Source organism: Serratia quinivorans, assembly GCF_946227985.1.
GTDB classification, from domain to species: Bacteria; Pseudomonadota; Gammaproteobacteria; order Enterobacterales; family Enterobacteriaceae; genus Serratia; species Serratia quinivorans_A.
This window is the reverse complement of sequence record NZ_CAMKGL010000018.1, coordinates 15,444-41,511: the sequence shown is the minus strand read 5'-3', so window position 1 is coordinate 41,511 and position 26,068 is coordinate 15,444. Positions and strand designations below refer to the sequence as shown.

Annotated in this window: 28 protein-coding genes; 7 read left to right on the top strand and 21 right to left on the bottom strand. The window is 56.4% G+C overall.

Annotated elements, in window-relative coordinates:
- Positions 1-74: 74 nt before the first annotated feature.
- On the top strand, positions 75-401 hold the full coding sequence (locus OCH02_RS24980) for a hypothetical protein (RefSeq protein WP_261433518.1): 327 nt from the start codon (positions 75-77) through the stop codon (positions 399-401).
- A gap of 101 nt (positions 402-502) precedes the next feature.
- Positions 503-922, top strand: coding sequence for a putative T6SS immunity periplasmic lipoprotein (locus OCH02_RS24975; protein WP_261433517.1), 420 nt, complete (start codon positions 503-505; stop codon positions 920-922).
- Between the two features lie 45 nt (positions 923-967).
- Here the strand turns inward: OCH02_RS24975 and OCH02_RS24970 are convergent, their stop codons facing one another.
- Complete coding sequence (locus OCH02_RS24970; RefSeq protein ID WP_261433515.1) at positions 968-2,398, bottom strand: 6-phospho-beta-glucosidase; 1,431 nt, start codon at positions 2,396-2,398, stop codon at positions 968-970.
- A 147-nt stretch (positions 2,399-2,545) separates the two neighbouring features.
- Complete coding sequence (gene ascF, locus OCH02_RS24965; protein WP_261433514.1) at positions 2,546-3,991, bottom strand: PTS cellobiose/arbutin/salicin transporter subunit IIBC; 1,446 nt, start codon at positions 3,989-3,991, stop codon at positions 2,546-2,548.
- 391 nt (positions 3,992-4,382) lie between these two features.
- On the opposite strand from ascF, the gene OCH02_RS24960 reads away from it, so the two are divergent.
- Positions 4,383-5,402, top strand: coding sequence for a LacI family DNA-binding transcriptional regulator (locus tag OCH02_RS24960; protein ID WP_261433513.1), 1,020 nt, complete (start codon positions 4,383-4,385; stop codon positions 5,400-5,402).
- 34 nt (positions 5,403-5,436) lie between these two features.
- Here OCH02_RS24960 and OCH02_RS24955 read toward each other — a convergent pair whose 3' ends face one another.
- From OCH02_RS24955 to OCH02_RS24925, 7 genes are all read right to left on the bottom strand, one after another.
- Positions 5,437-6,168 carry a Fic family protein gene (locus OCH02_RS24955; protein WP_261433512.1) on the bottom strand — a complete coding sequence of 244 codons (732 nt, stop codon included), beginning with the start codon at positions 6,166-6,168 and terminating at the stop codon, positions 5,437-5,439.
- On the bottom strand, positions 6,165-6,428 hold the full coding sequence (locus OCH02_RS24950; RefSeq protein ID WP_153858199.1) for a hypothetical protein: 264 nt from the start codon (positions 6,426-6,428) through the stop codon (positions 6,165-6,167). The genes OCH02_RS24955 and OCH02_RS24950 overlap by 4 nt, the downstream gene beginning before the upstream one ends.
- A 111-nt stretch (positions 6,429-6,539) precedes the next feature.
- On the bottom strand, positions 6,540-7,502 hold the full coding sequence (gene yjiA / locus OCH02_RS24945; RefSeq protein ID WP_261433511.1) for a GTPase: 963 nt from the start codon (positions 7,500-7,502) through the stop codon (positions 6,540-6,542).
- Positions 7,503-7,514: 12 nt separating this feature from the next.
- The gene (locus tag OCH02_RS24940) at positions 7,515-7,718 is read right to left on the bottom strand and encodes a YbdD/YjiX family protein (RefSeq protein WP_004953088.1); all 204 of its coding nucleotides are present in this window, start codon (positions 7,716-7,718) and stop codon (positions 7,515-7,517) included.
- A 286-nt stretch (positions 7,719-8,004) separates the two neighbouring features.
- The gene (locus OCH02_RS24935) at positions 8,005-10,185 is read right to left on the bottom strand and encodes a carbon starvation CstA family protein (protein ID WP_112363083.1); all 2,181 of its coding nucleotides are present in this window, start codon (positions 10,183-10,185) and stop codon (positions 8,005-8,007) included.
- A gap of 240 nt (positions 10,186-10,425) precedes the next feature.
- A complete protein-coding gene (locus OCH02_RS24930; protein ID WP_261433510.1) occupies positions 10,426-11,136 on the bottom strand; it encodes a trehalose-6-phosphate synthase in 711 nt (236 codons plus the stop codon).
- Positions 11,137-11,199: 63 nt separating this feature from the next.
- Entirely contained in the window at positions 11,200-12,573 is a 1,374-nt protein-coding gene (locus OCH02_RS24925) for a glutamine synthetase family protein (protein ID WP_261433506.1), read from the bottom strand.
- Between the two features lie 194 nt (positions 12,574-12,767).
- Here OCH02_RS24925 and OCH02_RS24920 point away from each other — a divergent pair, with 194 nt between their 5' ends.
- Together OCH02_RS24920 and OCH02_RS24915 are read left to right on the top strand one after the other, a co-directional pair.
- The gene (locus tag OCH02_RS24920; protein ID WP_261433504.1) at positions 12,768-13,082 is read left to right on the top strand and encodes a hypothetical protein; all 315 of its coding nucleotides are present in this window, start codon (positions 12,768-12,770) and stop codon (positions 13,080-13,082) included.
- Between the two features lie 105 nt (positions 13,083-13,187).
- Entirely contained in the window at positions 13,188-13,487 is a 300-nt protein-coding gene (locus OCH02_RS24915) for a helix-turn-helix domain-containing protein (RefSeq protein ID WP_261433502.1), read from the top strand.
- 36 nt (positions 13,488-13,523) lie between these two features.
- On the opposite strand, the gene OCH02_RS24910 is transcribed toward OCH02_RS24915, so the two are convergent.
- Positions 13,524-14,600: a YncE family protein gene (locus OCH02_RS24910; protein WP_410001280.1), complete on the bottom strand. Its 1,077-nt coding sequence runs from the start codon at positions 14,598-14,600 to the stop codon at positions 13,524-13,526.
- Positions 14,601-14,847: 247 nt separating this feature from the next.
- Positions 14,848-15,666 (bottom strand): AraC family transcriptional regulator, encoded by an 819-nt coding sequence (locus OCH02_RS24905; RefSeq protein ID WP_261433500.1) that lies wholly within the window; start codon positions 15,664-15,666, stop codon positions 14,848-14,850.
- A gap of 122 nt (positions 15,667-15,788) precedes the next feature.
- Between OCH02_RS24905 and OCH02_RS24900 the strand changes: the two genes are divergently transcribed.
- The gene (locus tag OCH02_RS24900; RefSeq protein WP_261433499.1) at positions 15,789-16,667 is read left to right on the top strand and encodes a helix-turn-helix domain-containing protein; all 879 of its coding nucleotides are present in this window, start codon (positions 15,789-15,791) and stop codon (positions 16,665-16,667) included.
- 289 nt (positions 16,668-16,956) lie between these two features.
- The gene (locus OCH02_RS24895; RefSeq protein ID WP_261433497.1) at positions 16,957-17,877 is read left to right on the top strand and encodes a L,D-transpeptidase family protein; all 921 of its coding nucleotides are present in this window, start codon (positions 16,957-16,959) and stop codon (positions 17,875-17,877) included.
- A gap of 392 nt (positions 17,878-18,269) precedes the next feature.
- Here the strand turns inward: OCH02_RS24895 and OCH02_RS24890 are convergent, their stop codons facing one another.
- The 10 genes from OCH02_RS24890 to OCH02_RS24845 all read right to left on the bottom strand — a co-directional run bounded on the left by OCH02_RS24890 (position 18,270) and on the right by OCH02_RS24845 (position 26,065).
- On the bottom strand, positions 18,270-18,572 hold the full coding sequence (locus OCH02_RS24890; RefSeq protein WP_261433495.1) for a TM2 domain-containing protein: 303 nt from the start codon (positions 18,570-18,572) through the stop codon (positions 18,270-18,272).
- Positions 18,573-18,658: 86 nt separating this feature from the next.
- A complete protein-coding gene (locus OCH02_RS24885) occupies positions 18,659-18,880 on the bottom strand; it encodes an ogr/Delta-like zinc finger family protein (protein WP_261433494.1) in 222 nt (73 codons plus the stop codon).
- A 75-nt stretch (positions 18,881-18,955) separates the two neighbouring features.
- Complete coding sequence (locus tag OCH02_RS24880) at positions 18,956-20,068, bottom strand: phage late control D family protein (RefSeq protein WP_261433493.1); 1,113 nt, start codon at positions 20,066-20,068, stop codon at positions 18,956-18,958.
- Positions 20,065-20,490, bottom strand: coding sequence for a phage tail protein (locus tag OCH02_RS24875; protein ID WP_261433492.1), 426 nt, complete (start codon positions 20,488-20,490; stop codon positions 20,065-20,067). Before OCH02_RS24875 ends, OCH02_RS24880 begins: the two co-directional genes overlap by 4 nt.
- 11 nt (positions 20,491-20,501) lie before the next feature.
- Positions 20,502-23,186 (bottom strand): hypothetical protein, encoded by a 2,685-nt coding sequence (locus tag OCH02_RS24870; RefSeq protein ID WP_261433490.1) that lies wholly within the window; start codon positions 23,184-23,186, stop codon positions 20,502-20,504.
- Entirely contained in the window at positions 23,179-23,298 is a 120-nt protein-coding gene (locus OCH02_RS24865) for a GpE family phage tail protein (protein ID WP_261433488.1), read from the bottom strand. Before OCH02_RS24865 ends, OCH02_RS24870 begins: the two co-directional genes overlap by 8 nt.
- Positions 23,299-23,312: 14 nt before the next feature.
- A complete protein-coding gene (locus tag OCH02_RS24860) occupies positions 23,313-23,615 on the bottom strand; it encodes a phage tail assembly protein (RefSeq protein ID WP_261433486.1) in 303 nt (100 codons plus the stop codon).
- 40 nt (positions 23,616-23,655) lie between these two features.
- Positions 23,656-24,174 (bottom strand): phage major tail tube protein, encoded by a 519-nt coding sequence (locus OCH02_RS24855; RefSeq protein ID WP_261433485.1) that lies wholly within the window; start codon positions 24,172-24,174, stop codon positions 23,656-23,658.
- Positions 24,175-24,187: 13 nt separating this feature from the next.
- Positions 24,188-25,360 (bottom strand): phage tail sheath protein, encoded by a 1,173-nt coding sequence (locus OCH02_RS24850; RefSeq protein ID WP_261433484.1) that lies wholly within the window; start codon positions 25,358-25,360, stop codon positions 24,188-24,190.
- Positions 25,361-25,492: 132 nt separating this feature from the next.
- The gene (locus tag OCH02_RS24845; protein WP_261433483.1) at positions 25,493-26,065 is read right to left on the bottom strand and encodes a tail fiber assembly protein; all 573 of its coding nucleotides are present in this window, start codon (positions 26,063-26,065) and stop codon (positions 25,493-25,495) included.
- Between the last annotated feature and the right edge of the window lie 3 nt (positions 26,066-26,068).

Below are 26,068 nucleotides of genomic sequence, written 5' to 3'. Positions count from 1 at the left end.
ATTTTGAATTCTTCAGTGAAATTTTTGGCTGACATAAACACTCCTTCATTAAGCCTCTATTATGAGGCAAAAAAGTGTCTATAAAACCCGGGTCTATTCATATCTGCATTTATTCGTTACCGAAAGAAAACGAAAAACCAGATACGGTTTATATCAGCAGTGATGCTGGTGAAAAACTGCTCGAAGTTGCTAATCAGGACTCGAAAGAGGGGATCTGCGTAACTCAAGGGGATTACTCGTTTCAGGAAAACCAGCTGTACAGCATGCGATTGAATTTTATCCCGATTGAGAAACGAGAAAACCTGCAGGACTCATCTGGCAGAGCTTTTATTGCCCACTTCAAAGTGAAAAAGCTCAACGGCAGCTACGATATTGAAAATGTCGTACAGGAAGGTGCCTAAAATAGGGTCCGTTCTAACGGGTGTATATTGGCCCTAAAACCAATGAAGTTCACTCACAGTACGAGCAGGTTTTAGCTAAATTTTTACGTCGGAGGTAGTTAATGAAACGGACTTTATTCCTTGTTATCCCTTTCCTGCTCGCCGGTTGTCCGTCGATGGCCGATCGTGTTCCTGTAGACTACCCTGCAACCGTCAGCCTGCGTGCTGGCGCAGTGTGCGTGACCGTGATGCCGGAAGGGGATGAGAAGTTAGCGGGCATCTCGCTTTTCCGACTGGATGATGCGGAGCATCGTGATTTCAAATTCTTCGACCCGCTGCGTGATATCACCCCTAATCAGTGTGTCCCTTACGAAGGCTATGTATTTGCGCCAGGGCAGGAATATCATTTCTCAGTGAAACTGTTATCCCTCAAAAAGCGACAGGCGGGTGTTTTTCCCTCTGCGCGTGAGTTCGTAACCACATTCGCGATCGGTCAGGTGGACGGGACTTTGCAGGTTGAAACACTTCCCAATCTGCGTTAAGCCAACCGCAGGAGCCTGAGGGTCTCAGGCTCCTGGGCATCCAACCTACCCCAAGTCCGCCCCATTACTGGCAATAACGGTTTTGTACCACCAGAAAGACTTCTTCCGCGTGCGGGCGAGGGTGCCGTTGCCGCTGTCGTCGCGGTCGACATAAACCAGGCCATAGCGCTTGCTCATTTCCCCGGTCGAAGCCGCCACCAGGTCAATGCAGCCCCAGGTGGTGTAACCCATCACCGGCACGCCGTCGGCGATGGCGTCGGCCATGGCGCGGATGTGTTCGCGCAGGTAACTGATGCGGTAATCGTCGGCTATCTCGCCGTCGGCATTGAACTCGTCGTGCGCGCCCAGGCCGTTTTCCACCAGGAACAGCGGTTTTTGGTAACGGTCGTACATCATGTTCATGGTGATGCGCAAACCCAACGGATCGATGCCCCAGCCCCAGTCGCTGCGCGGAATATGCGGGTTGGTCAGGGATTTCACCACGTTGGCGGCGCTGCTGTTGTTGTCGTTCATATCGGCAGAAGCGCAGCGCGAGGCGTAATAGCTGAAGGAGACAAAATCGACGGTGTTCTTCAGGATTTCGGCGTCGCCTTTTTCCATCGCGATGCTCACGCCTTTCTCGCGGAATACCCGGGCAGAGTAGGAAGGGTAGGCGCCGCGGGCCTGCACATCGATAAAGAACAGGTTCTCGCGGTCTTTTTCCAGCGCGGCCCACACGTCTTCCGGCTTGCTGGACCAGGGGTAGAAATTGCCGCCGGCCAGCATGCAGCCCACCTGGTTGGCGGGGTTCACTTCATGCGCAATGCCGGTTGCCAGCGCGCTGGCCACCAGTTCGTGATGTATGGCCTGGTATTTTACCTGTTCGGGGTTCTCGCCTGCCTCAAACACCAGCCCGGCACCGGAGAACGGGCTGTGCAGCACAATGTTGATCTCGTTGAAGGTGAGCCAGTACTTCACCAGGCCGTCGAAGGCTTCGAAGCAGGTGCGGGCATAGCGGGTGAAAAACTCCACCATTTTGCGGCTGCGCCAGGAGCCGTATTCGGTCACCAGGTGCATCGGCACGTCGAAATGGCACAGGGTCACCAGCGGCTCGATGCCGTATTTGCGGCACTCTTCGAACAGGCTGCGGTAGAAGGCGATGCCTTCCGGGTTGGGCGTCAGCTCGTCGCCGTTCGGGTAAATCCGGCTCCAGGCGATGGAGGTGCGGAACACGCTAAAGCCCATCTCCGCCATCAGCGCAATGTCGTCGCGGTAGCGATGGTAAAAATCAATAGCGTCATGGCTCGGGTAAAACTCGTCTTCGCGCAGGGTAAAGCGCTTCTCCAGGCCCAGTTTCACCGGCATGCGGTTGGGGCCATGCGGGATCATATCGACCGTGGTCAGCCCTTTCCCGCCCTCCAGATAACCACCTTCAGACTGGTTGGCGGCCAAGGCGCCGCCCCATAAAAACTCTTCGGGGAAAATCGAATCTGACATGAAATCCTCTGTTACCCGTCATACTTGAAGCTGCATCTGTGTTGGCTGCACCCGCACACCCCAGTCATTTAGCTGACTAAACTCCTGGGGATGTACGACCTTGCCGCCGTGATGCAACTCCAATTATTTAGGGTAAAAAATAGTGCGTTAATGGGTAGCGTTAGCGGTGTTCGCCGCGGGGGCAGCAGTCGTGGTTTGGGCCTCTTCCTTTTCCGGAATGTCTTCAAAGCCCAAAAGCAGCGTGAGCACGAACGACAGCACCACGGCAAGCACCATCACGCCGCCGACCCAGACAATGCTCATCGGGTTCGATGGGTCGAAGAACTGCACGCTGGTGAACAGGCCGGGCGAAGCCATCGAATGGCTGGCCAACCCGCCGATACCGGCCACGGCACCACAGATAAAGCCGCTGATCAAACTGGCGATCAACGGGCGTTTAAGCCGCACCGCCACGCCGTACAGCGCAGGTTCGGAAATCCCCGCGACAATGGCGGAAGCGGCAGCGGCCAGTGCGGTCTGGCGCAGTTCGCGGTTCTTGGTTTTGAACGCCACGGCCAGCGAAGAGCCGCCGAGCGACAGATTGGCACCAATCTCCGAAGGCATCACCATGCCCTCTTTGCCGGTCTCGGCGATGGTCTGAATGATGGTTGGGGTGAATACGCGGTGCATGCCGGTCATCACCAGCAGCGGCCAAATGGCGCCCATAATGGCGACGGAAAGCCAGCCCAGGTAGCCATGCACGGTGTACACCAGCGCCGAAATCCCGCTGCCGATCCAGATGCCGACCGGGCCGATAAACACAATCGCGATCGGCGCGGCAATCAGCACAATCAGCATCGGCTTAAGGAAGTTCTTGGTCACCGCCGGGGTGATGCGATCGACCCAGCGCTCGATGTAGGACAATATCCAGGTCATCACCAGCGCGGGGATCACCGTGTAGGTATATTTCACCGCCGTCACCGGGATGTAGGCGAATTCCACCGCCTGGCCCTGCGCCGCCTTGGCCATCAGGTCGATAAAGTTAGGGTGTAACAGCACACCGGCAATGGCGATCGCCAGTGACATGTTGGTTTTGAATTTCAGCGCCGCAGAGGCGGCGACCATCACCGGCAGGAAGAAGAACGCGCCGTCGCCAATCACGTTCAGTATCACCAGGGTCGACGAGCCTTTTTCGAATACGCCGAACATATCCAGGATCATCGCCAGCAGTTTCACCATCGAACCGCCGATGATGGCCGGGATCAACGGCGACATGGTGCCGATCAGGGCGTCGAGAATGCCGGCACCAATGCCTTTCAGGCTGATTTTGCGTTTTGCCGGGGTGGCGGTGGGGGAGTTACCCGGCATGCCGAGCGCCAGCACCGCCTGATAAGCCTTCGACACTTCATTGCCGATGATCACCTGGCATTGTTCACCGCTGTGCACCACGCCTAATACGCCATTAATGGCTTTCAGCGCCGGGGTGTCGATCAGCGCCTTGTCTTTCACCACGAACCGCAGGCGGGTCATGCAGTGGGTCACGGCTTCGATATTGGTGAGGCCACCCAGCGCCTTCACGATAGCGGGTGAGATCTCTGCGTAGTTCTTCGGCATGGAATATCGTCTCTTGGATTATGGGTATACCCGTCATACTTGAAACTGCATCTGTGTTGGCTGCGCTCACTCACACGAATCACTTACTTGAGTAAGCTCATCGGGATGAGACTCCCTGGCCGCCTTGATGCCGCTCCAATTATTTAGGGTATCAGTACGCGCTTGGGCGATCCGCCGTTCCATCTGAATGAAACGCCCATAAGAAACCGGTTTCACAAAATCATGATGTGATATTTGTTTAGTGGCAAGAATTATGATTTTTTGGTTTTTTGTTTCGTGATGGTGGTCACTTTTGGTTCAAGGGTGGCGACGGAAGCGGGCGTGAAAACATTTCAAACCGGGGGCGTCTTGGGTAGACTGCGCTGACTCAATCGACTTTGACGGCGCAGAGATGGCAACAATACTTGAGGTAGCGAACAGGGCGGGCGTGTCGAAAGCGACGGTGTCCCGCGTGTTGTCCGGCAGCGGCTATGTCAGCCCGGAGAAGCGTGAACTGGTTGACAAAGCCATCGCCGAAACGGGTTATCGGCCCAATCTGCTGGCGCGCAATCTGGCGACCAAAACCACCCAGACCATCGGGCTGGTGGTGACCAATACGCTGTACAGCGGTAACTACTTCAGCGAGCTGATGTTTCAGTCGGCGCGCATCATGGAAGAGCACGGCCGCCAGCTGATTTTGGCGGACGGCAAGCACACCGCCGCAGAAGAAAAAGCCGCCATTGAATACCTGCTGGATATGCGCTGCGACGGCGTGATCATCTACCCGCGTTTTCTGTCGATTAGCGAAATGGACGAGATCATCTCCCGGCACAAGCAGCCGATCCTGGTCATCAACCGTCGCTTAAGGCTGAACGACAGCTACTGCATCTTCAGCGATCAACACGCCGCCAGCGTGACGGCGGTGCAGCAGCTGATCGAGCGGGGGCATCGCGATATCGCTTTTATCACCGGTTCTCTGGATTCCCCCACCGGGCTGGAGCGGCTTTCGGGCTACAAATCCGCGCTGGCGGAACAGGGTATTGCCGTCAATAGCGCGCTGATTGTTGAAGGCAAGTGGAACGCGCAAAGCGGCATGGCGGCGGTCGATACGCTGTTGGCAGGCGGTCACGCCTTTAGCGCGATTGTTGCCAGCAACGACGAGATGGCCATCGGCGCCATCAAGCGGCTGACAGAGTGCCAAATCCCGGTGCCGTCTGCCGTGTCGGTGATAGGTTTCGATGATATTCCGCTGGCCCCTTATACCATTCCCTCACTCTCCAGCATGAAAATGCCGGTGTCCGAAATGATTAAGGAAACCATCCATCGGCTGGTGTCGATGCTGGACGGCGGCGAACTGAGCAAGCGCCCAAGCTTCCCGGCCAGCCTGATGCTGCGCGATTCGGTGGCGGCGGGGCCGCATTTGGCAGGTTAAATGAGTGGGACGGGCTGCAAGTGAAATGGGGTGGTTATTTCTGCGTCCGGTAGGTCATGTAGATCTTTTGGATTTCAGGATCATCCAGACTGCCGTATGAGATGTTTTCTTTATCTAAACCATCCAGTCCCTTTATCCCTCCGATGATTTGTGGCCAGTCGTCACGGCTTGAGATGTCGACAATAAAGGGCTTGAGGTAATGGTCAAGATGCCTCTGAGAGGGGGCTCTGATTTCGTATGTCAAAGCCTTGAGGTATTCATCTTTGTTCGTCACTGACCCGTTAATGGCGAACCCGGCACGAAAAGCGAGCTCCATAAACACCAGCAAAATAGTGCGACCATTACCATCAAGAAAGGGATGTGCGAAAGCGAGTAATCCCATCACTTCCCCCGGCCGTTCTCTAAAGCGTTGCTTGTCCGCTGCGAGTCTCAGTGCATAGTCAACGGCCAGACGAATAGAATCAGGGCGCTCAAAGACGGTATGGCGAGAGTTTTTCTCTGAGCCTTTGAAGACGGCCAGGTGAGGGACAAGTTCATTTCGATCCTTTCCCGCCCAAGGGTCGAAGTCAGAGAAAAGGATTTCGTGAACTTTCAGAACAGACAGGTAGTTGATGCGTTTCGTTTGGGCGAGGTAACTGAGGGCGTCTTCGATACTTAATTCGAAAGAGAGATGTTCTGACCTTTTTATTTCATCCGGCTCTTTGAGCTGCAAGGTATTTTGAAGATAGCCTGCAGTGTCAAAGTCGCCGAAAGGGTCAAAAATCATGTTGCCAATTTCTTTTGTGCATTCCTTTGTTCGCGGAAGTAACGCCCCTGGAGGTTAAGGATTTCAGACTTGGTAAGAACGCCTTTGCGCTTAAGATTAACCATTAATTGCTCAACGTCGTCCAATTCGACCGCATCGTCAGCCAGACCCGTAATCGCAGCGGCCATACGGCTGATGCCGTCTCGGCAGTCTGTAATTTTATGGTCTTCTGCAAGTTTATGGACATAACGTGCAACACTAACAACAGATCTTTGCGGCATTTTGGCATCCTCAGTTATTGCTCATATTTTAGCATGCCACTGCTGTTATGTCTGCGCGGCGCAACCTGCGATGGCACTTCAGATTGCGCCACTTAACTTGATAGGATTTTCTCAACCCAACCCGGCAAACCGCTCCCGGATCGTCTCCTCCGGTAAGTCCACGCCAATAAACACCAGCGTGCTGCGGCGTTCCTCGTCGGGCAGCCATTCGCGATCCCAGTCGGCGTTATACAGCCGTTGTACGCCCTGGAACAGCAGGCGACGCGGCTCGTCCTGGATCGACAAAATTCCCTTATAGCGCAGCAGGCTGTCGGCGTATTCCAACAGCAGGCCTTCCATTACTTCTGAAACCTGCATCAGTTCCAGCGGTTGGTCGTGGTACACGACAATCGACCGAATGTTGTTTTGCGCCTGCGGAATGCGGCGGAACAGCGGGGCAGGCGGCGTCAGGTTCAGCTTATCGTTCAGCACAAAGCCTTCTATGTCGAACAGCACGCCCAGATCGATATCGCCGTGCGTCACTTTATAAACCGGGGCGCGGGCGTTCATCTGTTGCAGCCGTTGGGTCAGCGCTTCGCAGTCCGGCGCCACGTCGGTTTTGGTCAGCAGAATACGGTCGGCGTAGCCCACCTGCGCCTGCGCGATGCTGAACTGGTTCAGTTGTTGATCGGCATGTGCGGCGTCCACCAGGGTAATGATGCCGTCCAGCAGGAAGCGTTCGCAGAGGATCTCGTGCGAGAAAAAGGTCTGGGTGATCGGGCCGGGATCGGCCATGCCGGTGCATTCAATGATCAGCCGGTCGAACTCCAGTTGGCCCTGATCGACGCCGTCCAGCAAGTCCAGCAGCGCGTCAGCCAGCTCGTTGGACTTGCTGCAGCAGATGCAGCCGTTGCTCAGGGTGGTGATGCGGCTGGCGCGATCGCCAATCAGTGCGTTGTCGATCGGCACTTCGCCGAATTCGTTTTCGATTACCGCAATCTTGTAGCCGTGTTCGGCGTTGAGAATATGGCGGAGCAGGGTGGTTTTACCGGCGCCCAAAAAGCCGGTCAGAATGGTGACTGCGATGGGTTTCATTACAGGTCCTTGTTAACAACAGCGCATACCGCCTTTGCCGTCCCCACCGTAGCGGGCCTGCTGGCGTTCGCGGAAAAACTCTTTATAGGTCATCACCGGCTTGTCCGGGTGGTTGTCTTTCATATGCTGGACGTAGGTATCGTAGTCAGGCACGCCGACCAACATGCGCGCCGCCTGCCCGAGATACTTACCCGCCTGGCCGAGATTTCCAAACATAGTTCCTTCCCCTCGTTGATGAAAATACCCTGCATAATAGATCCGCCATAGGTGAAGTTGCCTCTTTGTTGACTACGCCGACTCACCGGCTTGCCGCCGCGATGCAACTCTACGTATTTAAGGTATAGATCTCATTATATCCAATAGATTTCAAGTTGCAGGTAGGCGGCAACTGAGCGAAGCCCCAGGAGCTTGGTCTACCAAGTGACTGGGGTGAGCGAAGGCAGCCAACACCCCTGCGACTTGAAAGATGAAGGATATATGCAGGGTATCCGTTAAATCACCATCAGTGCTGCGGTGAAACTTTGACGTCCCCCTCAGTTACGCCGTTAGATGGCGCTTCTTCAGGCACCGGCACGTAAGGGGTTTCCTGATCGCTGCGGTTCGGGTTTTTGTGCGCCGCCATGGCGGTTTTCACCCCATAGAAGATGATGCTGTACACCACCAGCAGGAACAGAATACTCAGCCCGGCGTTGGTGTAGTTGTTCACCACGATATGGTTCATGTTGGCGACCTGCTGGGTGGTCAGCTCAGCGCCGCCTTCGGCGATTTTGCGCTTGTACTCGCCGGCCTGGAAGAAGAAGCCTTCCAGCTGCGGGTTGTTGCTAAACAGCTTCAGGCCCAGGGCGTAGGTGGTACAAATCAGCAGCCAGACGGCCGGTACCACGGTGACCCAAATGTATTTGGTGCGCTTCATCTTAATCAGCACCACGGTCCCCAGCACCAGCGCCACGGCGGCCAGCATCTGGTTGGAGATGCCGAACAGCGGCCACAGGCTCTTCACGCCGCCAAGCGGATCGACCACTCCCTGATACAGCAGGTAGCCCCACAGACCCACACAACCGGCGGTGCCGACAATACCGGCCACCAGCGAGTCGGTTTTTTTCAGGAAGGGCACAAAGTTGCCCAACAGGTCCTGCAGCATAAAGCGGCCGGAACGGGTGCCGGCGTCCAGTGCGGTCAGGATGAACATCGCTTCAAACAGAATGCCGAAGTGGTACCAGAAGCCCATATTGGCGCCAGGAATGATCTGGTGGAACACGTGGGCGATACCCACCGCCAGGGTCGGTGCGCCACCGGCGCGGTTCAGCACTGAAGGTTCACCGATGTCTTTGGCGGTCTGCAGGATCTGTTCCGGGCTGATGACAAAGCCCCAGGAACTGACGGTCGCCGCCGCATGGGCCGTCACATCACGCAGAGAGGCCATGATCATCGGGGCGTCTTCGGTGCCCAAACGGTGCAGGTCCGGCATGGTGATGCCCAGGGCCGCCGGTGGGGTGTTCATGGCGAAGTACAGGCCCGGTTCGATGATGGAAGCCGCGACCAGTGCCATGATGGCGACAAAGGACTCCATCAGCATCGCGCCGTAACCGATAAAGCGCGCGTCTTTTTCATTGGCCAACAGCTTCGGCGTGGTGCCGGAGGCGATCAGCGCATGGAAGCCGGAAACCGCGCCACAGGCGATGGTAATGAACAGGAACGGGAACACCGAGCCTTTCCACACCGGGCCGGTACCGTCGATAAACTGGGTCATCGCCGGCATTTTCAGCTCAGGGTTGAGGATCACGATGCCAATCGCCAGCCCGACGATCACGCCGATTTTCAGGAAGGTCGCCAGATAGTCGCGCGGCGCCAGGATCAGCCACACCGGCAGCAGCGCGGAGATAAACGCATAGCCAATCAGCGTATAGGTGATGGTGGTATCTTTAAAGGTCAGCGCCGGGCCCCAGAACGGGTCGTGGGCAATCACGCCGCCGAACCAAATCGAGAGCACCAGCAGCACGATGCCAATCAGTGAGATCTCACCGACCCGGCCGGGGCGCAGGAAGCGCATGTAGATGCCCATAAACAGGGCAATCGGCACGGTAGAGCAAACGGTGAATACGCCCCATGGGCTTTCCGCCAGCGCTTTCACCACGATCAGGGCCAGCACCGCCAGAATAATGATCATAATCAGGAAGCAGCCAAACAGCGCGATGGTACCCGGTATCGGCCCCATTTCCTTTTTGATGATCTCACCGAGCGAAGCCCCGTTGCGGCGTGAGGAGATGAACAGCACTAAAAAGTCCTGCACTGCCCCCGCCAGCACCACGCCGCCCAACAGCCACAGCGTGCCGGGCAAATAGCCGACCTGCGCCGCCAGTACCGGGCCGACCAACGGGCCTGCGCCGGCAATGGCGGCGAAGTGGTGGCCGAACAGCACGTACTTGTTGGTCGGCACGTAGTTCAGGCCGTCGTTGTTGACCACCGCCGGTGTGGCGCGGAAGGCGTCCAGCTTCATCACCTTGGTGGCGATATACAGGCTGTAATAACGGTAGGCCACCAGATACACCGCCACCGAAGCGACGATGATCCACAGTGCGCTGATGTGTTCACCGCGACGCAGCGCCACCACGCCCAGGCAGGAAGCGCCGAGTATCCCCAGCAGCATCCAGGGTATGTGTTTTAAAATCCCCTCTCGGTTCATTGAGGTGTCCTTAGTTCAAATCTGCAAAATGAGTGAGTTAATCCGCTTATAAGATGTTTAGGCACGTGGCCCGGGTGCGGATAACGTTCGGGTATAGGTATAGGAACAGCTCATCATTGCGGGTTGGGGCAGGGGAAGACATCTGAATTTCAGTCAGCGGTGCTATAGGGGAGCTAAGCGGTCAAAATCCCGGGGTGAGTGGTTGGGCGCTGTGCGGCAACGCCAACCGGGCAGCGATGTTCAGTAGATGTTGCGGGCGTTGATCCCGGCCGGGAAGATGCCGGTGGCAAAGATATGGCCATTAACCTGCAGCCGATCGTCGGGCAGCATCTCGACCGGATATTCATTGGCCAGATAATTGAGGAAGTTATTGCGATCGTCCAGCGACTGAAAGCCAATCAGGTCGTAGAAAAATAGCGACTCGATTAACCCGTGATGCTCGGGGATCTGCATGAGAAGCGTCGCCGACGGGAAGGGTAAGTGGAAGAAGAACGCGCAGGGGTTCAACAGCCCCTGTTCTTTCAACGCCTGGCCGCAGGGCAGCAACTGATAATCATCAATGCAGATGATGTCGTTCGGGCACACATACTCGCAGGCGATATCGGCGAAGTGCTGGTTGAGCTGCCGGTAAGCCCGGTAGTTCTCCGGGGTGAAGTGTGCCTTCTCCGGATGATTATGGAACACCGGCCACAGGCCATCGTGGTAGTAGCCCTGATAGTGGAAGTGAAACTCTTCGGTGGACAGCGGAAAGGTCACTTGCTGATAGCCACTGCGGCACTGATGGTTGATCGGACGCAGCGGTGCGGCACCAAAGTTCTGCACGTCGCCGTTCCAGCCCAGCCACAGGCCTTGCTCATTATCGCTGGCGTCAACGGACGATAATGCCTGCGTAGCACAGGCCAAATCTTTGCTGTCACATTGCTTATTCGAGATCAAAACCAAACGAGACATGTTTTGTTCCTTGTTCAATGATGGGGCGAATATCTTCGCCCGATGAATGCAGAACCCGGCGGGTTAAAGCATCCAACTGACTTCCGTGGCGGTGACCTGCCCTTCAAAGCGGCGCAGTTCGGCGGTTTTGCAGGTGTACCACAGGGTGCAAAATGCCGGGCCAAGCAGCTCGCGCAGCGGCTGACAGCGGCGAAACAACGTAAGTGCCTCCCGCTGGTTGAGTGGCAGCGGTGCGGCGCTGTCGTTTTCGTAGCCGTTGGTGCTCGGGGGCAACGGCAGGGGCTGTTCCAGCCCGTGCAATAGGCCGCCGAGTATGACGGCCACCGCCAGATAAGGATTGGCGTCGGCACCGGCCAGCCGGTATTCGATACGCTGGTTGGCGCTGTCGGCACAGGGCAGGCGTAGCGCGACGGTGCGGTTGTTGTGCCCCCAGGAGGCACGCAGTGGCACATGCATACCCGGGCGAAAACGGCGGAAGGCGTTGACATTCGGTGCCAGGATGGCCATCGAGGCCGGCATCAATGCCAGCATTCCAGCCATCGCCTGTTGCATGTTGTCGCTCAGTTCGCCTGGAGCGCCGGTCAGCAGGTTGTTGCCCTGTTCATCCTGCAGGCTGATATGAAAGTGCAAACCGCTGCCGGCGGATTGCGCGCAGGGTTTGGCCATAAAGCAGGCGTGCTGGTGGTGTTTCTCCGCTATCTGCCGCGTTAGCCGTTTCAGGGCCAGCACCTGGTCGCAGGCTTCCAGCACCCGGGCACTGTGGTGCAGGTTCAGTTCGTACTGACCGGAGGCCGCCTCGGCCACCACGCCGGTTAACGGCAGCGCCTGTAGCCTGGCCTGATGTTCGATGTCATTGAGCAGTGCGTGGTGGCGTTCCGGGGCATCGACAGAAAAACTTTGCGTCGGGCACTGCCCGGCATCAGCGGGCTGTTGCCGCGGGTCATGCAGATAAAACTCCAGCTCTGCCGCGACCACCGGGAAGTAACCTTTGGCATGCAGGCGTTTGAGCACCTGTTGCAACACCACGCGTGGCTCCAGTTCGCATGCCTCACCTTCGGCGTTTTTCATCATCAGCAGCAACTGGGCGTGGTGCTGTGGGTCACGGGCACAGGGGCGCAATGTGCCGGCTACCGGCAGGCACAACCTGTCCGGCTCACCGGCCTGCTGGCCCAGTCCGCTTTCTTCAATGACCTGGCCGCCAAGATCCATGGCGTAAATCGATAGAGGGAAATAACAGCCCTTTTCCAGCGCGAATAACTCGGCGACCGGCAGCCGTTTACCACGGAATTGACCGTTTAAATCGTTGAGATAAATATCGACGTGTTCGGTATCCGGATAACGCTGTAAATACTGTTCAACTTCTTTGCCAAATGGGCGTGGCTGCGCGGCGGTAATATCCGCCAGCATGGGGTTGAAGCCAATAATATTAGAATACATGAAACATCCGTCTCGTGAGGCCATATTGGCGATGTAATGATGTTATCCGTGGCCCTAAAAACTGTCTGTAAAAACGCCGTAACTTTATTTCTGCCCGGAATAAAAAAAATGTAAATAATGCGTCGCCGTCCGATGGCTGAATAATAAACCGCCGCATATACTGCGAATCATTGGGTTATTCAGGAGAGAAGGGGATGATCAGAGCTTTAATCGTATTTACCGCCGCCATCACGGCGTTTAACGTCGCGGCGTCGTCGGAAGCTACCTGGGCCAGTGGCGATAAAGCGCTGCAAGCGGCCTGTCTGAAAACCAGCGGATTGAAAGACGCCAAAGCCGCCGGGAGCATTATTCATTATGGCGACGACGTCGGTTACTCGGCGCTGCTGATTAGCGGCCGTTACCCGCAGGCGTTTATGCACAACAAGCCGGGCAAAGAGCTGTGCCTTTACCAGCGTGCGACCAAAAAAGCGGTGATCCAGGACGCCGACGGGCTGGTGGGTAAGCTGTAGCCATCTGGCTATCGATGGCTAAAATTTCGGCAATGGCGTTGTGTTTATAGACTGCAGTCTATAATTTAAACGTGCGGGATAAGTCTGTGTTGAAGGGATATCAAAATGGGTACTTTAAAAGAAATGTTGGCTTCACGTACTCCTGAGAGCAGGCAGCGGATCGAGGAAATGGCAGAGGATATGCTGTTGGAAACCCGTTTGTACGAGTTGCGCGAAGCCCTAAATATCTCGCAGCAGGCGCTGGCGAATAGTCTTGGTATTTCCCAGCCCTCCGTTGCGGCGATCGAGCAGCGTGGGAATGAGCTAAAAATTTCGACATTAAAGCGTTATGTCGAAGCCATGGGGGGGACACTGCGGTTGGATATCGAATTGCCGGACGGTAAGCACGTCGGGTTTAAGGTTTGAATTGATAAAAGGGGCGCTATAGCGCCCCTGTCGGTGTTATTTCAACGCGATGCGGATCACGTCATCCGGCGCCGTGGCCTCTTTCTCACGGCTGGAAGCCTGCTTGACGCTGACGTAAAGGGTCTGGCCATCCGGTGACAGCGCCAGGCTGTTCGGGTGGGTCGGCGTCTTGATGGTTTGCAGCAGCTTGTAGCTCTTGGCGTCAATCACGCTCACTTCACCCGCCTGGCGATGGGTTACGTAGACTTCATTGCGCGCCGGGTTGAACAGCACCGCCAGCGATTCCGGCACGTCTAACTTGCTCAGAATTTTGCCGTCGCGGGTATCGACAACCAACACCTGCGCCTGCTTGGAGTCGGTGATAAAGGCGCGGTGAGTGGCCGGATCCAGGCTGATGTTCAGGAAGAAGTGCTCTTTGGACTCATCGAGCTTCTTGCGGCTGACGATCTTGTTGGTTTTGGTGTCGATAGTCACCAGTTCACCGTCGGCGTTGGTCACATACAGACGGCCGGCCGCGGCGTCCAGCGCCAGGCCGGTGCCGTATTTGCCGGTCTCGGTGATGGTGGTGCGCAGGGTCAGATCCTTGCCGTCGACTACCCAAACCACGCTGGATTCACCCAGCCCGGTGATATACAGAGTATCGGTGGTGGCATCGGCGACCAGCTCACGCGGCGCCAGGGGTTTTACCGTCTCGGAACGCTTGCGCGCGTCCAGCACCAGGCGGCCTTTCACCTCACCGGTTTTGCCGTCTATGGCCGTCACCGAGTTACTGGTGGTGTTGCCGAAGAACAGCGTGTCGGTTTTGCTGTTAATGGCTGCGCCGAACGGTTTGATGTCGTTGTGAATGATCTGGGTGATATCCAGCGTCTGTGGATCCAAACGATAGACTACGCCACCTTTATCCAGCTTGCGGCTTTGCGACGTGGCCAGATACAGCGCGTTCTCGCCCTGGCTGTAGACCATCTCATAAGCGCCTTTCGCGATCGGTTTTCGCAGCAGTTCTGGCTCGCCCTGGGCCAGCAGCGGGGCAGAAAACAGCATTGAAGTGAGCAGTAACAGTGGGAAAGCGGTGCGAGTGCCGAAACGGCGGTTGCGAGTTGTTGCAGAGTTCATAACCTCTCCATGGAGTTAAAAAGCCTGTCGCCGCAGAGCCGTTGCCCTGAGGTCAAAAAAGCTCAACATTGAATTAAAGGTAAAGTCCTGCCGGTCACGTCGTGGCGCACCGGGCTTTATATTTGAGAATAGTAATCATTATTTATTGAGAATGGGAGTTATTTCAATACGGACTGGGGTGAAAATCACAGTGTGGAGGATTGGCTGGCGGCTGGCTGGCGCAGTAACTTTGTGGCCGGTCTCGGTATTACATGACGATCCCAGCCCCTCGTGCCCGGTCCGCCGCGTTTTTCTCTGCCAGATAACGCGCCGGCGGTTTACCCACTGCTTTTCTGAACATGGTGACAAAACCGCTGGCGCTTTCGTAGCCCAGATCCAGCGCCACCCGCTGCACGCTGTCGCCCTGGGTCAGCCGTTGCAGCGCCAGCACCACGTGCAACTGTCGCCGCCAGTGGCCAAAGCTCATGCCCATTTGCTGTTGCAGAGTGCGGTTGAGCGAGCGTTCGCTCATGCCGATACGCTGCGCCCATTGGCCGAGTGTCGCTTTGTCCGCCGGGTTGGCCAGCAGCCGCTCCGTTAACTGGCGAATGCGCGCGTCATTGGAAACCGGCAGGTGCAGGTTCTCAACCGGCGCCTTGACCAACTGGTCCAACAATACGCCGGCCAATCGTCCTTCCGGGCCCTGTTGGTCGTACAACTGTTCGAACCCGCTGGCCTGGAACAGCAGTTCACGCAGCAGCGGGGACACCGCCAGCGTGCAGCAGTGGGTCGGCAACCCGGCGATAGCATCCTGATCGACAAACAGGCAGTAGCACTCGCTGGCACTGGCCCCCTGGGCGTTATGCAGCACATTGCTGGGCATCCATAACGCGCACTGTGGCGGCACCAGCCACAGACCGTTTTCCACCTCGCAACGGATCATGCCGCGCACCGTATAAATCAGCTGTGCCTTGCGGTGCCGGTGATGGGTGATCTCCCAATCTTTATCAATGGTGGAACCCTGCACGGCAAAAATGGCGCGCGGCACCTGATCGATATCGAAACGCGGCTCGGTGATAAAGGTCATGAGAATAATTCTCAATTTGGCGGAATTGAAAAACATTATGTCCTGATTGTGCAATGTGGTCTAGCACCGCTACCGCTACAGTGAGCGCTGGTTTTAGCCCTCTCAGCAGATAAGGTGGCGCTATGTATCAACAACAGGTCATTACGGCACTGCTGGCCTGGATCGAGCAGAACCTCGACCAGCCGCTGACGCTCGACGATATTGCGGCCAAATCAGGCTATTCCAAATGGCACCTGCAGCGGTTATTCAAAGAGTTAACCGGTGAGATCCTGGGGACTTACGCCCGGCGCAGGAGGCTGACGGCCGCCGCACGCGAACTGCGGCTTACCAACCACGGCGTGGCCTTTATCGCCGACAAGTATCAGTTTGATTCCCAGCAGACCTTCACCCGCTGTTTCAAAAAGCAATTTGGTATGCCGCCGGCCGGTTATCGCCGCAGTGCGGACTGGTCAGGGCTGGGGATGCAGCCTCCGCTGCGGCTGATGGATGCGCCATTACCCCAGGCGGAGATCATTACGCTGCCGGCTATGCAATTGATGGGGCACACCCAGCACCGCAGCTGTACGTTGGGACAACTGCTGCATTCGAAAAACGAACTGCGTCAGCATGCCTGGCGGCAGATGATGCCGAAGGAAGCCGAAACCTCGGCGGTGGTCTATGGCCTCACCAGTCTGGAGGCCGACAGCAGGCTACGCGGCAGGCAACGGATGGCTTATACCCTGGCGTTGGCGGACGAGCGGGCAGAAGGCGAAAGGGTTCTGATCGAGCAGGGCGACTACGCCAGCTTTACCTATCAGGGTCAGGTTGAAGAGTTACAAAATTTTATCGCCCGGCTGTATGACACCGCGATTCCCATGATGAAAGCAGTACGGCGGCCGGGTAAGGATATCGAGCGTTTTTATCCCGCGTCGGGTGGCGTTTGCAGCGCAGGCGGTACGGCAATCCGCTGCGAATATCTGATCCCTATCCGCCTGATGTCACCGCCAATCGCCGCGCTTTAGCGGCGGTTTTCACAGTTATTCCTCTTCGTGCCGCACCAGGTTACAAAAAAGTTCGATATTGCGCCGGTAATGTTTCACACTTAGGTCGATGTGCACATATAATGCGCATCCGGTCATACCCTTCGCCTTTCAAGCTGCTGCGTTGTTGGCTGCGTGCGGTCACTTTGGTCACTTACCTGAGTAAGCTCCCAAGGATTCGCGCACTAGCCGCCTAGCCGCAACCTGAAATTCTTTGGGTAGAGAGGGCCGACATAACCTATAACTGCCAGTGGCCATAACCTACACGAAGATGAAAATGAGCATTCGCGCGTTAATAACCCTGTTTACGGCACTGGTGGTCTTCAGCCAAGCTGCCTTCGCCGTTGTCTATCCTTTACCTGCCAAAGACAGCCGTCTGGTGGGTGAGAACATCCAAATCACCGTACCGGAAGACAGCAAGCTGCCGCTGGAGAGCTTTGCCGCTCAATACCAGATGGGCCTGAGCAATATGCTGGAAGCCAACCCGGGTGTGGATCCGTTCCTGCCGAAGGCCGGCAGCACCCTGACCATCCCTCAGCAGTTGATCCTGCCTGACGCTCCGCGTGAAGGCATCATCATCAACAGCGCCGAGATGCGTCTGTACTACTACCCGAAAGGCACCAACACGGTGATCGTGCTGCCAATCGGTATCGGCCAGTTGGGTAAAGATACCCCGCTGAACTGGACCACTACGGTACAGCGCAAGAAAGACGGCCCAACCTGGACGCCAACCGCCAAGATGCGCGCAGAATATGCCGCTGACGGCGAGATCCTGCCAGCGGTATTCCCGGCCGGTCCTGACAACCCTATGGGGCTGTATGCGCTGTACGTTGGTCGTCTGTATGCTATCCACGGTACCAACGCCAACTTCGGTATCGGTCTGCGCGTGAGCCACGGCTGCGTGCGTCTGCGTGCTGACGACATCAAGTTCTTGTTCGACAACGTGCCGGTCGGGACTCGTGTGCAATTCATCAACGAGCCGATCAAAGCCAGCGTAGAGCCGGACGGTTCCCGTTACCTGGAAGTGCACAACCCGCTTTCCGCTAACGAAGAGCAGTTGAAGTCGAAAGATCCGGTGCCGTTGACCATCTCTGCGCCAGTAGGCAAAGTGATGATGGACCCAGCCGTTAACCAGAGCGAAGTGGACGCGGCAATGAAAGCCCGTTCCGGTATGCCGGTTAAAGTGAACTGATTACATCAGTGCTGCAAACAAGACGCCTGCGGGCGTCTTTGAAATAACAGTAATATATTGAAATAAAAGGAATTTATTTCAGGTGGTGTCCACTGATTGACCACATCGAAAATAAGGCTCGCATCCTGCGGGCCTTTTCGTTATTGATGTCCCAACTCTATTTCGTATGGTGTGACTACACAATTACGGTGCGCGGACTAATGATCACGTGCCTCAAGCATCCTCCCATCTCGGCACCAGTGCTGAGATTTTGGTTGATGTGCAGTCTGAATATGAGTTGTGGCAGGCGTCTCAGAAGCCTCGTCCAATTATCGAACCACTGCACAGACAGCCTGTTTGGGCATAAAAAAACCGGCATCTAATGCCGGCTTTGTCTTTGCTGCAGCGTATTTTCAACCATACTTCTTTGCGAAGTCTTCATCAGACATGCATAAGTAGGTTATAAATTCAATGAAGGCAATAATCGTTGGGATAAACGTCCAACAAAAGAGCAGATATAAAATGCCTTGCCCAACTTTACCAAGATAAAACTTATGGGCACCAAATCCACCTAAAAATGCGGCGAATAGTGCGGTTGAGATCCGACTCTTTTTTCCGGTGGCTGATAAGTTTTGTGTTGCACCGCAGTGCGGACAAGCTGGTGCCGAGCTGTGAACTTCCTTGCCGCAACCACGGCAAAATACCATACCAGTCATAATTACGTTCCTTAATAATAAGTAAAATCCGCCCCGGTAGGCGGATTAAGTACATTATTAATGTTTTCAACGACTGATATGCGCTGTCAATCAAACGGCATGTGCATCTGATTGTCTTTGGTGGGGTGCGGCTCGGCGTAGTTTTGCAGGTTGGGGGTGGCGATCTCTTTTTCCACCGTCTCCAGCGTGGCGAACGTAGCGGAGCAATTCACGTTGGTACACTGGTAATAGCGCTCCTTGGTGCGATCGGACATCTCGCGACTGGTGCGGGTGTAGGCAACGTGTTTACAAAGATAACATCTGAACATGACTGAATATCCTCAGTCGGTGGCTGGCGTCACACTGTAATGATAGCCACTTTTCGCCGGTCACGAAAGTAGCTCCTAATCCATCTCGACATCCTCCGCCCTGACCTCCATTTCAATCTCTTGCGTGTAGCCGCTGTCGCCCATCTGGTGTGTGACAGTCTTAATTAGCCACTGGACATCATTAATCTGCTGCTTGAACCCCTTAACGTTGACCGGCAGTTCTGGAAACAGGTCGGGGCGGGCTTTTGCCAGGGTGATCGACAGGGATGCCGCGCCGCGCTGGATACGCTGCCATGCTGCCTTGGCGGCACGCTGGGCGTTGGCTTCATAGGCGTAGGTGTGGCGCAGTACCAGAATGTTACCGACACTGCCGGACAGATAGTCACCTTCGGGCTTGTGGGGGATGGTGTCTTTGGTGGCTGGCTTGCTCTTTCTCTTGCGGTGGACAACCACTTTTTTCGGTCTTCCCTGCAACGTATCCAGCCAGTGGGCTTGCACGCCGGTATAGGCGTCACGGTCGGCAATGCTGAACTGGTGACTGTCGCCATCCTTGCGGGTGATGGTCACTTCCCCTAGCGGCTTGCCGCTTGCTGACAGTGCCTGGCCCGGCACGATAAACAGCAGCTTACCGGCCTTGACGGTGGCGATGGCGCCCTCCAGTTTTGCCAGGCGGGTTAAAAAGTTGGCGTCGGACTCGTTGGTTTGGTCGATGTGGTCAATATGGATGGCCGCCATAGACGGCGCTATCCCGGTGGAGAGACTGTTACGGCCGGCGATGGTTTTTAGAATGTCGCCCAGCGCCATCTGGTGATAGGCGGCGTTGCGTTTGATGTTCAGGGTGTCGCGAAAGTCCGCGCTGCGGGCGGTGATACTCAGCACGTCCGGCGCGCCACTGTGGTCGATTTCATCCACGGTGAACTTGCCCTTGTCGGCAAGCTTCTGTCCTGCCCAGCCCAGTGACAAACGGATGCTGGCCCCGCGGCGCGGCAGTGCCAGCTTACCGTCGGTGTCGTCCAGCTCGATGCTCAGTTGGTCGGCATCAAAGCCGCGGTTATCGGTCAGTGTCAGGGAGATTAGTCGGCCCTTCACGTCGGTGGTGATGTTCTTGTCATCCACAAACAGCGTGAAGTCCGGTGTATCCGACAGCAGGCGCTGCGCGGTGCTTAACAGGTCGCTGGGGCCCATCATGGTATGTACTTGTTGATATTAAGGTCGCCCATCAGGTGGCGCAGGTTGGCGTCCACGCGCTTTAGGGAGAGCGTGAACTCAATGCGGCGCGCGGCGCCGTCCTTAAAAAACACGGTGCGGGTTTTGCTGAGGCTGGTTATCACGAACATGCCGTAGATAAAGCCGGTGCCCTCAATGAGCGGCCAGGATAAGCCGGTGTCGGCCATCAAACGCAGCGCCTCCAGTGATAGCGTGCCGCCGGTGAACTCGGGCAGCAGGGTGCCGGATAAGGTGATCGTCTCATCGTCCTGCCCCAGGAACTGCGTCGCCGGACGCTGACCGACGCGGCTGTTGGACGGATGCCGCCAACCAATTTGTTGTTCAAAATTCTGGTAGGGCGCTGTCTGGCGCATGAACACGAATAACCCCAATACCATCATCATGTTGTAGCTCCTTAGTCGATGTCGGCCAGCTTGCTGCGGTTGGATGCCTGCTGCTGGCGCTGGTGTTTTTTCAGGGCATTAGCCGCGTGCTGCGCCAGGGTTTTTTCGTCCATGCCGGCAGAGGGGTAAACGTGGATGTTCACCGGTGCCGGCATCGAGCCATATCCCGGCACACTGACAGCGCCGTGCTTGAGTGGGGCGTATGTCATGCTGGGGTGCGGGGCTGCGCTGGGTGCGCCTGCGCTACCTGGTTCTTCATCGCTGCCGGGTTTCATCCAGTCCGGCAGCATATCGGTAACTTTGCTGATCTTGGCCTTCAGCGCCTGCCATTTCTCGTCAATACCGCTCATCAGTCCGTTGATGATGTTACTGCCGAACGCCTTAAATCTGGCGGGCAGGCCCCCGAACCAGTCGACCATGCCGTTCCATTTTTGCTTTAGGTAATCCCAGGCCGCGCTCATGGCGCTGCAAATCTCACTCCAGAACTTAAGCAGCCACGGCTTCACGGTGTCCCAGTGTTTCCACATCTCATAAACCGCCACACCCAGCGCCACTATCAGGATCGCGATGGCGGCAATGATGGGGTTGGCCATCAGCGTCCAAAGTGACTCACCAAAGGCCAGCACGGCAATGCGCACCACCTTGAATGCGCCAGACAAGATGCTGGCAACGCGGGCTATCATGGAGGCGGCGCGCAACCAGGCCGATCTCGCCAGAACCGCGACAACCTCTCTCACGACCTTGATGACCTTCGGTAGCTTCCCGGCCCAGCCGACGAGCATTTTTATCCCCCGAACAATCAGGCCGGGTTTCTTCGCCGCCTTACCGCCAGCGCCGCTCAGCTCATCCAGCGCGGCCTTGAGTAGCTTGATCTCTTTGGCGGATTTTCTGCCGCCGCTGAGCATGCCCCACATATAGCGAAGCATGGCGAACGGCCCTAAAATCCCTGCGAGTGCCAGCGCCAATCCGCCCAGTGCGGCGGTCAGAATACCCACACCCGCCACGCCCTCGATCAGATACTTTGCCATCCGCGGGTGCTTTTTCATCTCGGTGTTAACGACGCTGATCGCCTTCGCCAGTTTGTCCAGCGCGGCGACATAGGCTGGCATCAGATCGGCGCCAATCTGCTTTTTAAGGTCTTCTGCCTGTTTTTCCAGGATCAGCTTTTTGCCGGCGGGGTTGTTTTTCCCCAGCTTAACCAGCTGATCAACGCCATACGCCTGGCGACCAGCGGTGACTTGCTTTTCGATGTTACCGTGTTCGCGGTACATCAGTGCCAACAGGTCCTGTGCCTTATGATTTGAGGTCAGACTGGTAATGATGTTGCGTATGCCGGCGTCATTCAGGTTCGGGTATTTCTGCTTGATGCGCGGCAGCACTTCCTGCATCAGGTAGGCGGTCGGATCGCTCTGGAAGGCCTCCTGATTCAGTAGCTTGAAGTCCTTGACGTGCCCGGTCTTACTGTATTTTACGCTCTTAGGATCGACCAGCCCCAGGGATGCCAGCGCATCCTTGGAGCGTTCGTCAATGTGCTTGCCCACCCAGCCAGAGGTCAGACTGGCAAGCGCCGAGCCAGTGCGATCGCCGCCCATCTGCTGCATGATGTGGGAGAAGCCGAAGTAAAATGCTTCGGGAGACAGGTTCTTGGTGGCTTCCCCGCCTGTTTTGATAAACTCCAGATAATCCTCAGGTTTTACCATGCCACCCGACGCCGCAAAGGCCTGCGTTGACATGTTGACCGACTGCTTGAACTGTTCCGGGGTATTAATCTGGTTGCGCAACTCCGCGATTTTCAGGACGGCGGGCGCCTGGTCGCGCAGGGTGTGCGCGGACTCTTCGCTCAGCCCCCGCGCCGACAGGAAGTTGGTCGCGAACTTCATTTGCAGCAGCTCGGGCGTCACCATTTTGGCCTCGTCGTAATGACGCAGTACCGCATGGGCCTCTTTCAGCGTTTCCAGGTTGTCGGTGATGCTGTTGCCCACGATGTGCAGGTTGTCGGCAAAGGCCTTGGCGTTGTTGATGGTTTTGTCATCCACGCCCAGGGCGCGAAACTGATCAACCTGCTGCTGGTACTTCGACTGCTCGTTGATGCTCGGCATGACTGCCGCCATCACACCGGCGCCAGCCACAACCATACCCGTGCCCTTGATGGCAAGGTTATTGCGCACCTCCTTGACCTTCTGGTACCGGCGTAGCATCTCACCGTTGCGCTTGAGCTGGCCTTCCTGTTTTGCCATGGCGGCGTTCGCCAGCATCGTTTTTTTGCTGAGCAACGACTGAGAATACGCCAGCTCTTTGGTGTCGATGTTGTTGCGGTGAAGCTCGCCGCGTACCTGGCTGAGTTTGCCCAGCTCGTCCCGTTGTGCCTTCAGCAGCTTCTGGTGTGCGCGGGTCTGCCTGTTCAGCTCCGTAGTCAGTTTCTGGCTGGGGTTTTCTGTCTCCTGAAAGGCGCGGCGCACATTGCGAAGCTCGCGGGCGGATTCTTTTAGCTTTACTGCGTTCTGCCCCACAGCATCACGCAGCTTGTTGAACGTGCCGACCTTGCCAGCCTGGTCTTCCAGTTGCTTGATCTGCTTGCGGGTTTCGCGTGTGGCGGCGGCCAGCTTATTGTTGCTGGCCTTGAGGTTTTTCAGTGGTGCGGAGAGTTTGTCCACCGCGTTGAATAAAACTTGCAGTTGTAGCTTGCGGTCACTCATCGTCTGCACCGTTGCGTTGAGCGGCCTTCTCGCGCCAGGTGAGCAGCTCGCTGATGGTCATGGGGTACATCTCGGATGGCGGCCAGTGAAATACCGACGCAATGTCCGCCATGAGGTCCTCGACGCTTAATCCTGCGGGAGGTTTTCCCGTACCGAGTTCGGCAACAAAAAATCCAGGAACGCCGTGCCCAGTTGAACCAAGTCAGACGGATCCATGCTGTTGAGTTCCTGCTGAGTTAGTGCTGGGGAACTTACGCGCGGCAGTACCTTACACAGCGCCGAGACGTCCAGCGACATCAGATCGGCCAGGGTTGTCCCACGTAGCGCGCCACTGCTTGGCTTGGTGAGCTGGATCTTGGTAACCTCGTTATCACCACGAATCAGCGGTGTGTCCAGGGTGACATTAACGCCTTCTTTGGGTTTGCTCATGGTGGTGCTCCAATTGTTGGCGGGGCTTGTGCCCCGGAATTTACATTAAACCCATGTTTTTACGGTGCTGCGCCATGCGGTCGTTACCGCCGACCTTCTCAATCAGGTTGACGTTATCGATCTCGATAATGTCCACGCCATCGATAGTCAGCTTGTAGTAGCTGCACTCGGTGGTGATTTTTAGTGAGGTGTTCTCGCCTTCCTTGCTGTCGCCGGGGTCGATCTCCTTGTTGCGGCCACGAACAACCACTTCAATGGCGGAAATCTCGCCGGTGTCGTCGCGCTGGAGGGAGCCGGCGAAACGCACCATTACGGCGTCGATCACGGGGGCGGCCATCAGTGTGTAAGGCAGGGCGTCATAACCGCCCAGCGTCCAGTTGATGGTGAGCGCTTCGTCATCCATCCCCATGTCAATTTGCACCGCGCCGCTCATGCCAGCGCCGCGCCAGGCTTCCATTTTGCGGGTGAGCTTGGGCAGTGTGACGGACTCGGCAACACCGTGATAATCGGCACCGTTGAGGAACACGTTGAAGTATTTAAGCTTTCTGGGTAATCCCATGATGTAGCGTCTCCTAGCTGTTGATGCTCTTGCCAAAGTCCGCCAGGTAGCGGTCGGTGATGCGCTGACGCAGTGTCAGGTCTTCCAGCGGCGGCACTGGGGTGTAGTCGTAATCGACCGCGAGCTTGCCTGCCTTCAGGGTGTCTGGGGTGTTGATGGTGTCGTCATACCAGCAGTTGGCGCCGATGAGATAGCCGTTGCTGACCATCTCGCGGAATTTGGCATTGATGTTGTGCACCATGTCTTTCACCAGCGACGGGGTCATCGGCATGTCGACGGCCCACATCTGCGCTTCGGCGATGGTGTCGGCCAGCACCTGCGCGGTGCGGGTGTAGTTTTCGAAGGCAAACAGTGGATCATCTGAACAGCTGCGGTCGCCCCAAAAGCGGTAGCCATCCTTGTTAATGAGCGTGGTCACATCGGCTTTGTTCAGCAGATCGGCATCGGTACCGGTGTTCTGCAAATCCCAGAACACGCCCTTGGAAATGCCGGTCACGCCGTTGACACCGATATTGGAAATCGTTTTATGCCAGCCGATGTCCTGATCAATCTTGGCGCGAAGCCCCAGCGCGCGGGCGGTAGCAAAAGCAATATCTGCGGCGTTGGTGGTGTTGTTCCAACTGAGGAAGTCAGGCCAAAGCAGCATTAGCTCACGCTGGCTGAAATTACCGCGGTAGGTGATGGTGTCGGAAACGGCCTTGCAGTCCCAGGCGCTGGCATACGCGAACCCGCGCAGTTGCTGGGCGATGGCCGCCATAGCGGCGGTGACATCCTTATTATCCAGTCCTGGCGCCCCCAGAATGCGGGGCTTGACGCCGAGCACGGCCTGGGCAGAGAGCAGGGCTTTCATGCCGGTGTAATTGCCGTTCGCGTCTGCACCGCCGATCACATTGGTGGTTGTCGCAGCCTCATCAGCGCCTTCTGCCACGCGGACGACGACGGTGACAGGTTGGGTTTGGTCTGCAATAGCTTGCAATGACGCGGCCAGGGTGCCTTTGACGCCAGCCTTGCCGACAGCGGCCTGCACGTCGGTAAGCAAAACGGGGGTATCAAGTGGGAAGGTGGTCGCGTCAGCATCCTGCGCGGTGCACACCATGCCGATGATTGCGGTACTGATGGTGGTAATGGTGCGACCGCCGTCGTTGATTTCAACGACGCGGGCACCGTGATGATAATCTTCAGGCATGTGACGAAACTCCGATGTGGGATTTTCGTCAGCATGCCTATGTTTGGGTGGGGACTCACGCGGGCGGCATTGTGTGGTACGAGAGACAACACCGCCGCCATCGGGCAGCAGTGCTTCTGTCTGTGCTGCAGCTTACTTCTTTTTACGCTGAGCCTTGGCGACTAACGGTCCTGGCGGCTGCTCTGCTGGAGAGGTTGGCCACTTAATATCTGGCGCATCCTCCGGGTTAACACGGCTCAGCAGTACGCTGTAGCGCTCCCAGGCTTCAAGCTGGGCTTTCTCTTCGTCGGTAGCCATGTTGTGCTTTACGGCGCGTTCCAGCAGGCGGATGGCACTATCTGCTTCCCGCTGACGCTGGCTTTTTAACGTGGTCCCGTTGAGGTATTCGATGTTGGGTGGCACCAGTTCGCCATCCACGACTTTCCAATAGAGTTTGCCCAGTAGATTGTCTGGAGCCTCTTCTTTAGGTAGCTCGTACACCGTAAAGCCTTGCGGAAACAGCAGTTCGCCCTGGTCGCTGGCGCAGACGACATCGCCATTATCATCGGCCAGAACGTAAATGTTCTTTCCCGTGCGCTTTTTATCCCATGAGATGGAATACCAGTCGATGCCGGTTTCGTTTTTCAGGTAGTTGATGCCCTCCATGAGGTCGGGCATCTCTTTTTTAGTTGGCGTATAGGCCGTAAACTTTCCTAACGATTTCATATC

What these genes read in the sequence shown, in the direction of transcription:
- OCH02_RS24975 (WP_261433517.1), top strand. Translation starts at nt 503, where the DNA reads ATGAAACGGACTTTATTCCTTGTTATCCCTTTCCTGCTCGCCGGTTGT.
- OCH02_RS24970 (WP_261433515.1), bottom strand. Translation starts at nt 2,398, where the DNA reads ATGTCAGATTCGATTTTCCCCGAAGAGTTTTTATGGGGCGGCGCCTTG.
- ascF (WP_261433514.1), bottom strand. Translation starts at nt 3,991, where the DNA reads ATGCCGAAGAACTACGCAGAGATCTCACCCGCTATCGTGAAGGCGCTG.
- OCH02_RS24960 (WP_261433513.1), top strand. Translation starts at nt 4,383, where the DNA reads ATGGCAACAATACTTGAGGTAGCGAACAGGGCGGGCGTGTCGAAAGCG.
- OCH02_RS24955 (WP_261433512.1), bottom strand. Translation starts at nt 6,168, where the DNA reads ATGATTTTTGACCCTTTCGGCGACTTTGACACTGCAGGCTATCTTCAA.
- OCH02_RS24950 (WP_153858199.1), bottom strand. Translation starts at nt 6,428, where the DNA reads ATGCCGCAAAGATCTGTTGTTAGTGTTGCACGTTATGTCCATAAACTT.
- yjiA (WP_261433511.1), bottom strand. Translation starts at nt 7,502, where the DNA reads ATGAAACCCATCGCAGTCACCATTCTGACCGGCTTTTTGGGCGCCGGT.
- OCH02_RS24940 (WP_004953088.1), bottom strand. Translation starts at nt 7,718, where the DNA reads ATGTTTGGAAATCTCGGCCAGGCGGGTAAGTATCTCGGGCAGGCGGCG.
- OCH02_RS24935 (WP_112363083.1), bottom strand. Translation starts at nt 10,185, where the DNA reads ATGAACCGAGAGGGGATTTTAAAACACATACCCTGGATGCTGCTGGGG.
- OCH02_RS24930 (WP_261433510.1), bottom strand. Translation starts at nt 11,136, where the DNA reads ATGTCTCGTTTGGTTTTGATCTCGAATAAGCAATGTGACAGCAAAGAT.
- OCH02_RS24925 (WP_261433506.1), bottom strand. Translation starts at nt 12,573, where the DNA reads ATGTATTCTAATATTATTGGCTTCAACCCCATGCTGGCGGATATTACC.
- OCH02_RS24920 (WP_261433504.1), top strand. Translation starts at nt 12,768, where the DNA reads ATGATCAGAGCTTTAATCGTATTTACCGCCGCCATCACGGCGTTTAAC.
- OCH02_RS24915 (WP_261433502.1), top strand. Translation starts at nt 13,188, where the DNA reads ATGGGTACTTTAAAAGAAATGTTGGCTTCACGTACTCCTGAGAGCAGG.
- OCH02_RS24910 (WP_410001280.1), bottom strand. Translation starts at nt 14,600, where the DNA reads ATGAACTCTGCAACAACTCGCAACCGCCGTTTCGGCACTCGCACCGCT.
- OCH02_RS24905 (WP_261433500.1), bottom strand. Translation starts at nt 15,666, where the DNA reads ATGACCTTTATCACCGAGCCGCGTTTCGATATCGATCAGGTGCCGCGC.
- OCH02_RS24900 (WP_261433499.1), top strand. Translation starts at nt 15,789, where the DNA reads ATGTATCAACAACAGGTCATTACGGCACTGCTGGCCTGGATCGAGCAG.
- OCH02_RS24895 (WP_261433497.1), top strand. Translation starts at nt 16,957, where the DNA reads ATGAAAATGAGCATTCGCGCGTTAATAACCCTGTTTACGGCACTGGTG.
- OCH02_RS24890 (WP_261433495.1), bottom strand. Translation starts at nt 18,572, where the DNA reads ATGACTGGTATGGTATTTTGCCGTGGTTGCGGCAAGGAAGTTCACAGC.
- OCH02_RS24885 (WP_261433494.1), bottom strand. Translation starts at nt 18,880, where the DNA reads ATGTTCAGATGTTATCTTTGTAAACACGTTGCCTACACCCGCACCAGT.
- OCH02_RS24880 (WP_261433493.1), bottom strand. Translation starts at nt 20,068, where the DNA reads ATGATGGGCCCCAGCGACCTGTTAAGCACCGCGCAGCGCCTGCTGTCG.
- OCH02_RS24875 (WP_261433492.1), bottom strand. Translation starts at nt 20,490, where the DNA reads ATGATGATGGTATTGGGGTTATTCGTGTTCATGCGCCAGACAGCGCCC.
- OCH02_RS24870 (WP_261433490.1), bottom strand. Translation starts at nt 23,186, where the DNA reads ATGAGTGACCGCAAGCTACAACTGCAAGTTTTATTCAACGCGGTGGAC.
- OCH02_RS24865 (WP_261433488.1), bottom strand. Translation starts at nt 23,298, where the DNA reads ATGGCGGACATTGCGTCGGTATTTCACTGGCCGCCATCCGAGATGTAC.
- OCH02_RS24860 (WP_261433486.1), bottom strand. Translation starts at nt 23,615, where the DNA reads ATGAGCAAACCCAAAGAAGGCGTTAATGTCACCCTGGACACACCGCTG.
- OCH02_RS24855 (WP_261433485.1), bottom strand. Translation starts at nt 24,174, where the DNA reads ATGGGATTACCCAGAAAGCTTAAATACTTCAACGTGTTCCTCAACGGT.
- OCH02_RS24850 (WP_261433484.1), bottom strand. Translation starts at nt 25,360, where the DNA reads ATGCCTGAAGATTATCATCACGGTGCCCGCGTCGTTGAAATCAACGAC.
- OCH02_RS24845 (WP_261433483.1), bottom strand. Translation starts at nt 26,065, where the DNA reads ATGAAATCGTTAGGAAAGTTTACGGCCTATACGCCAACTAAAAAAGAG.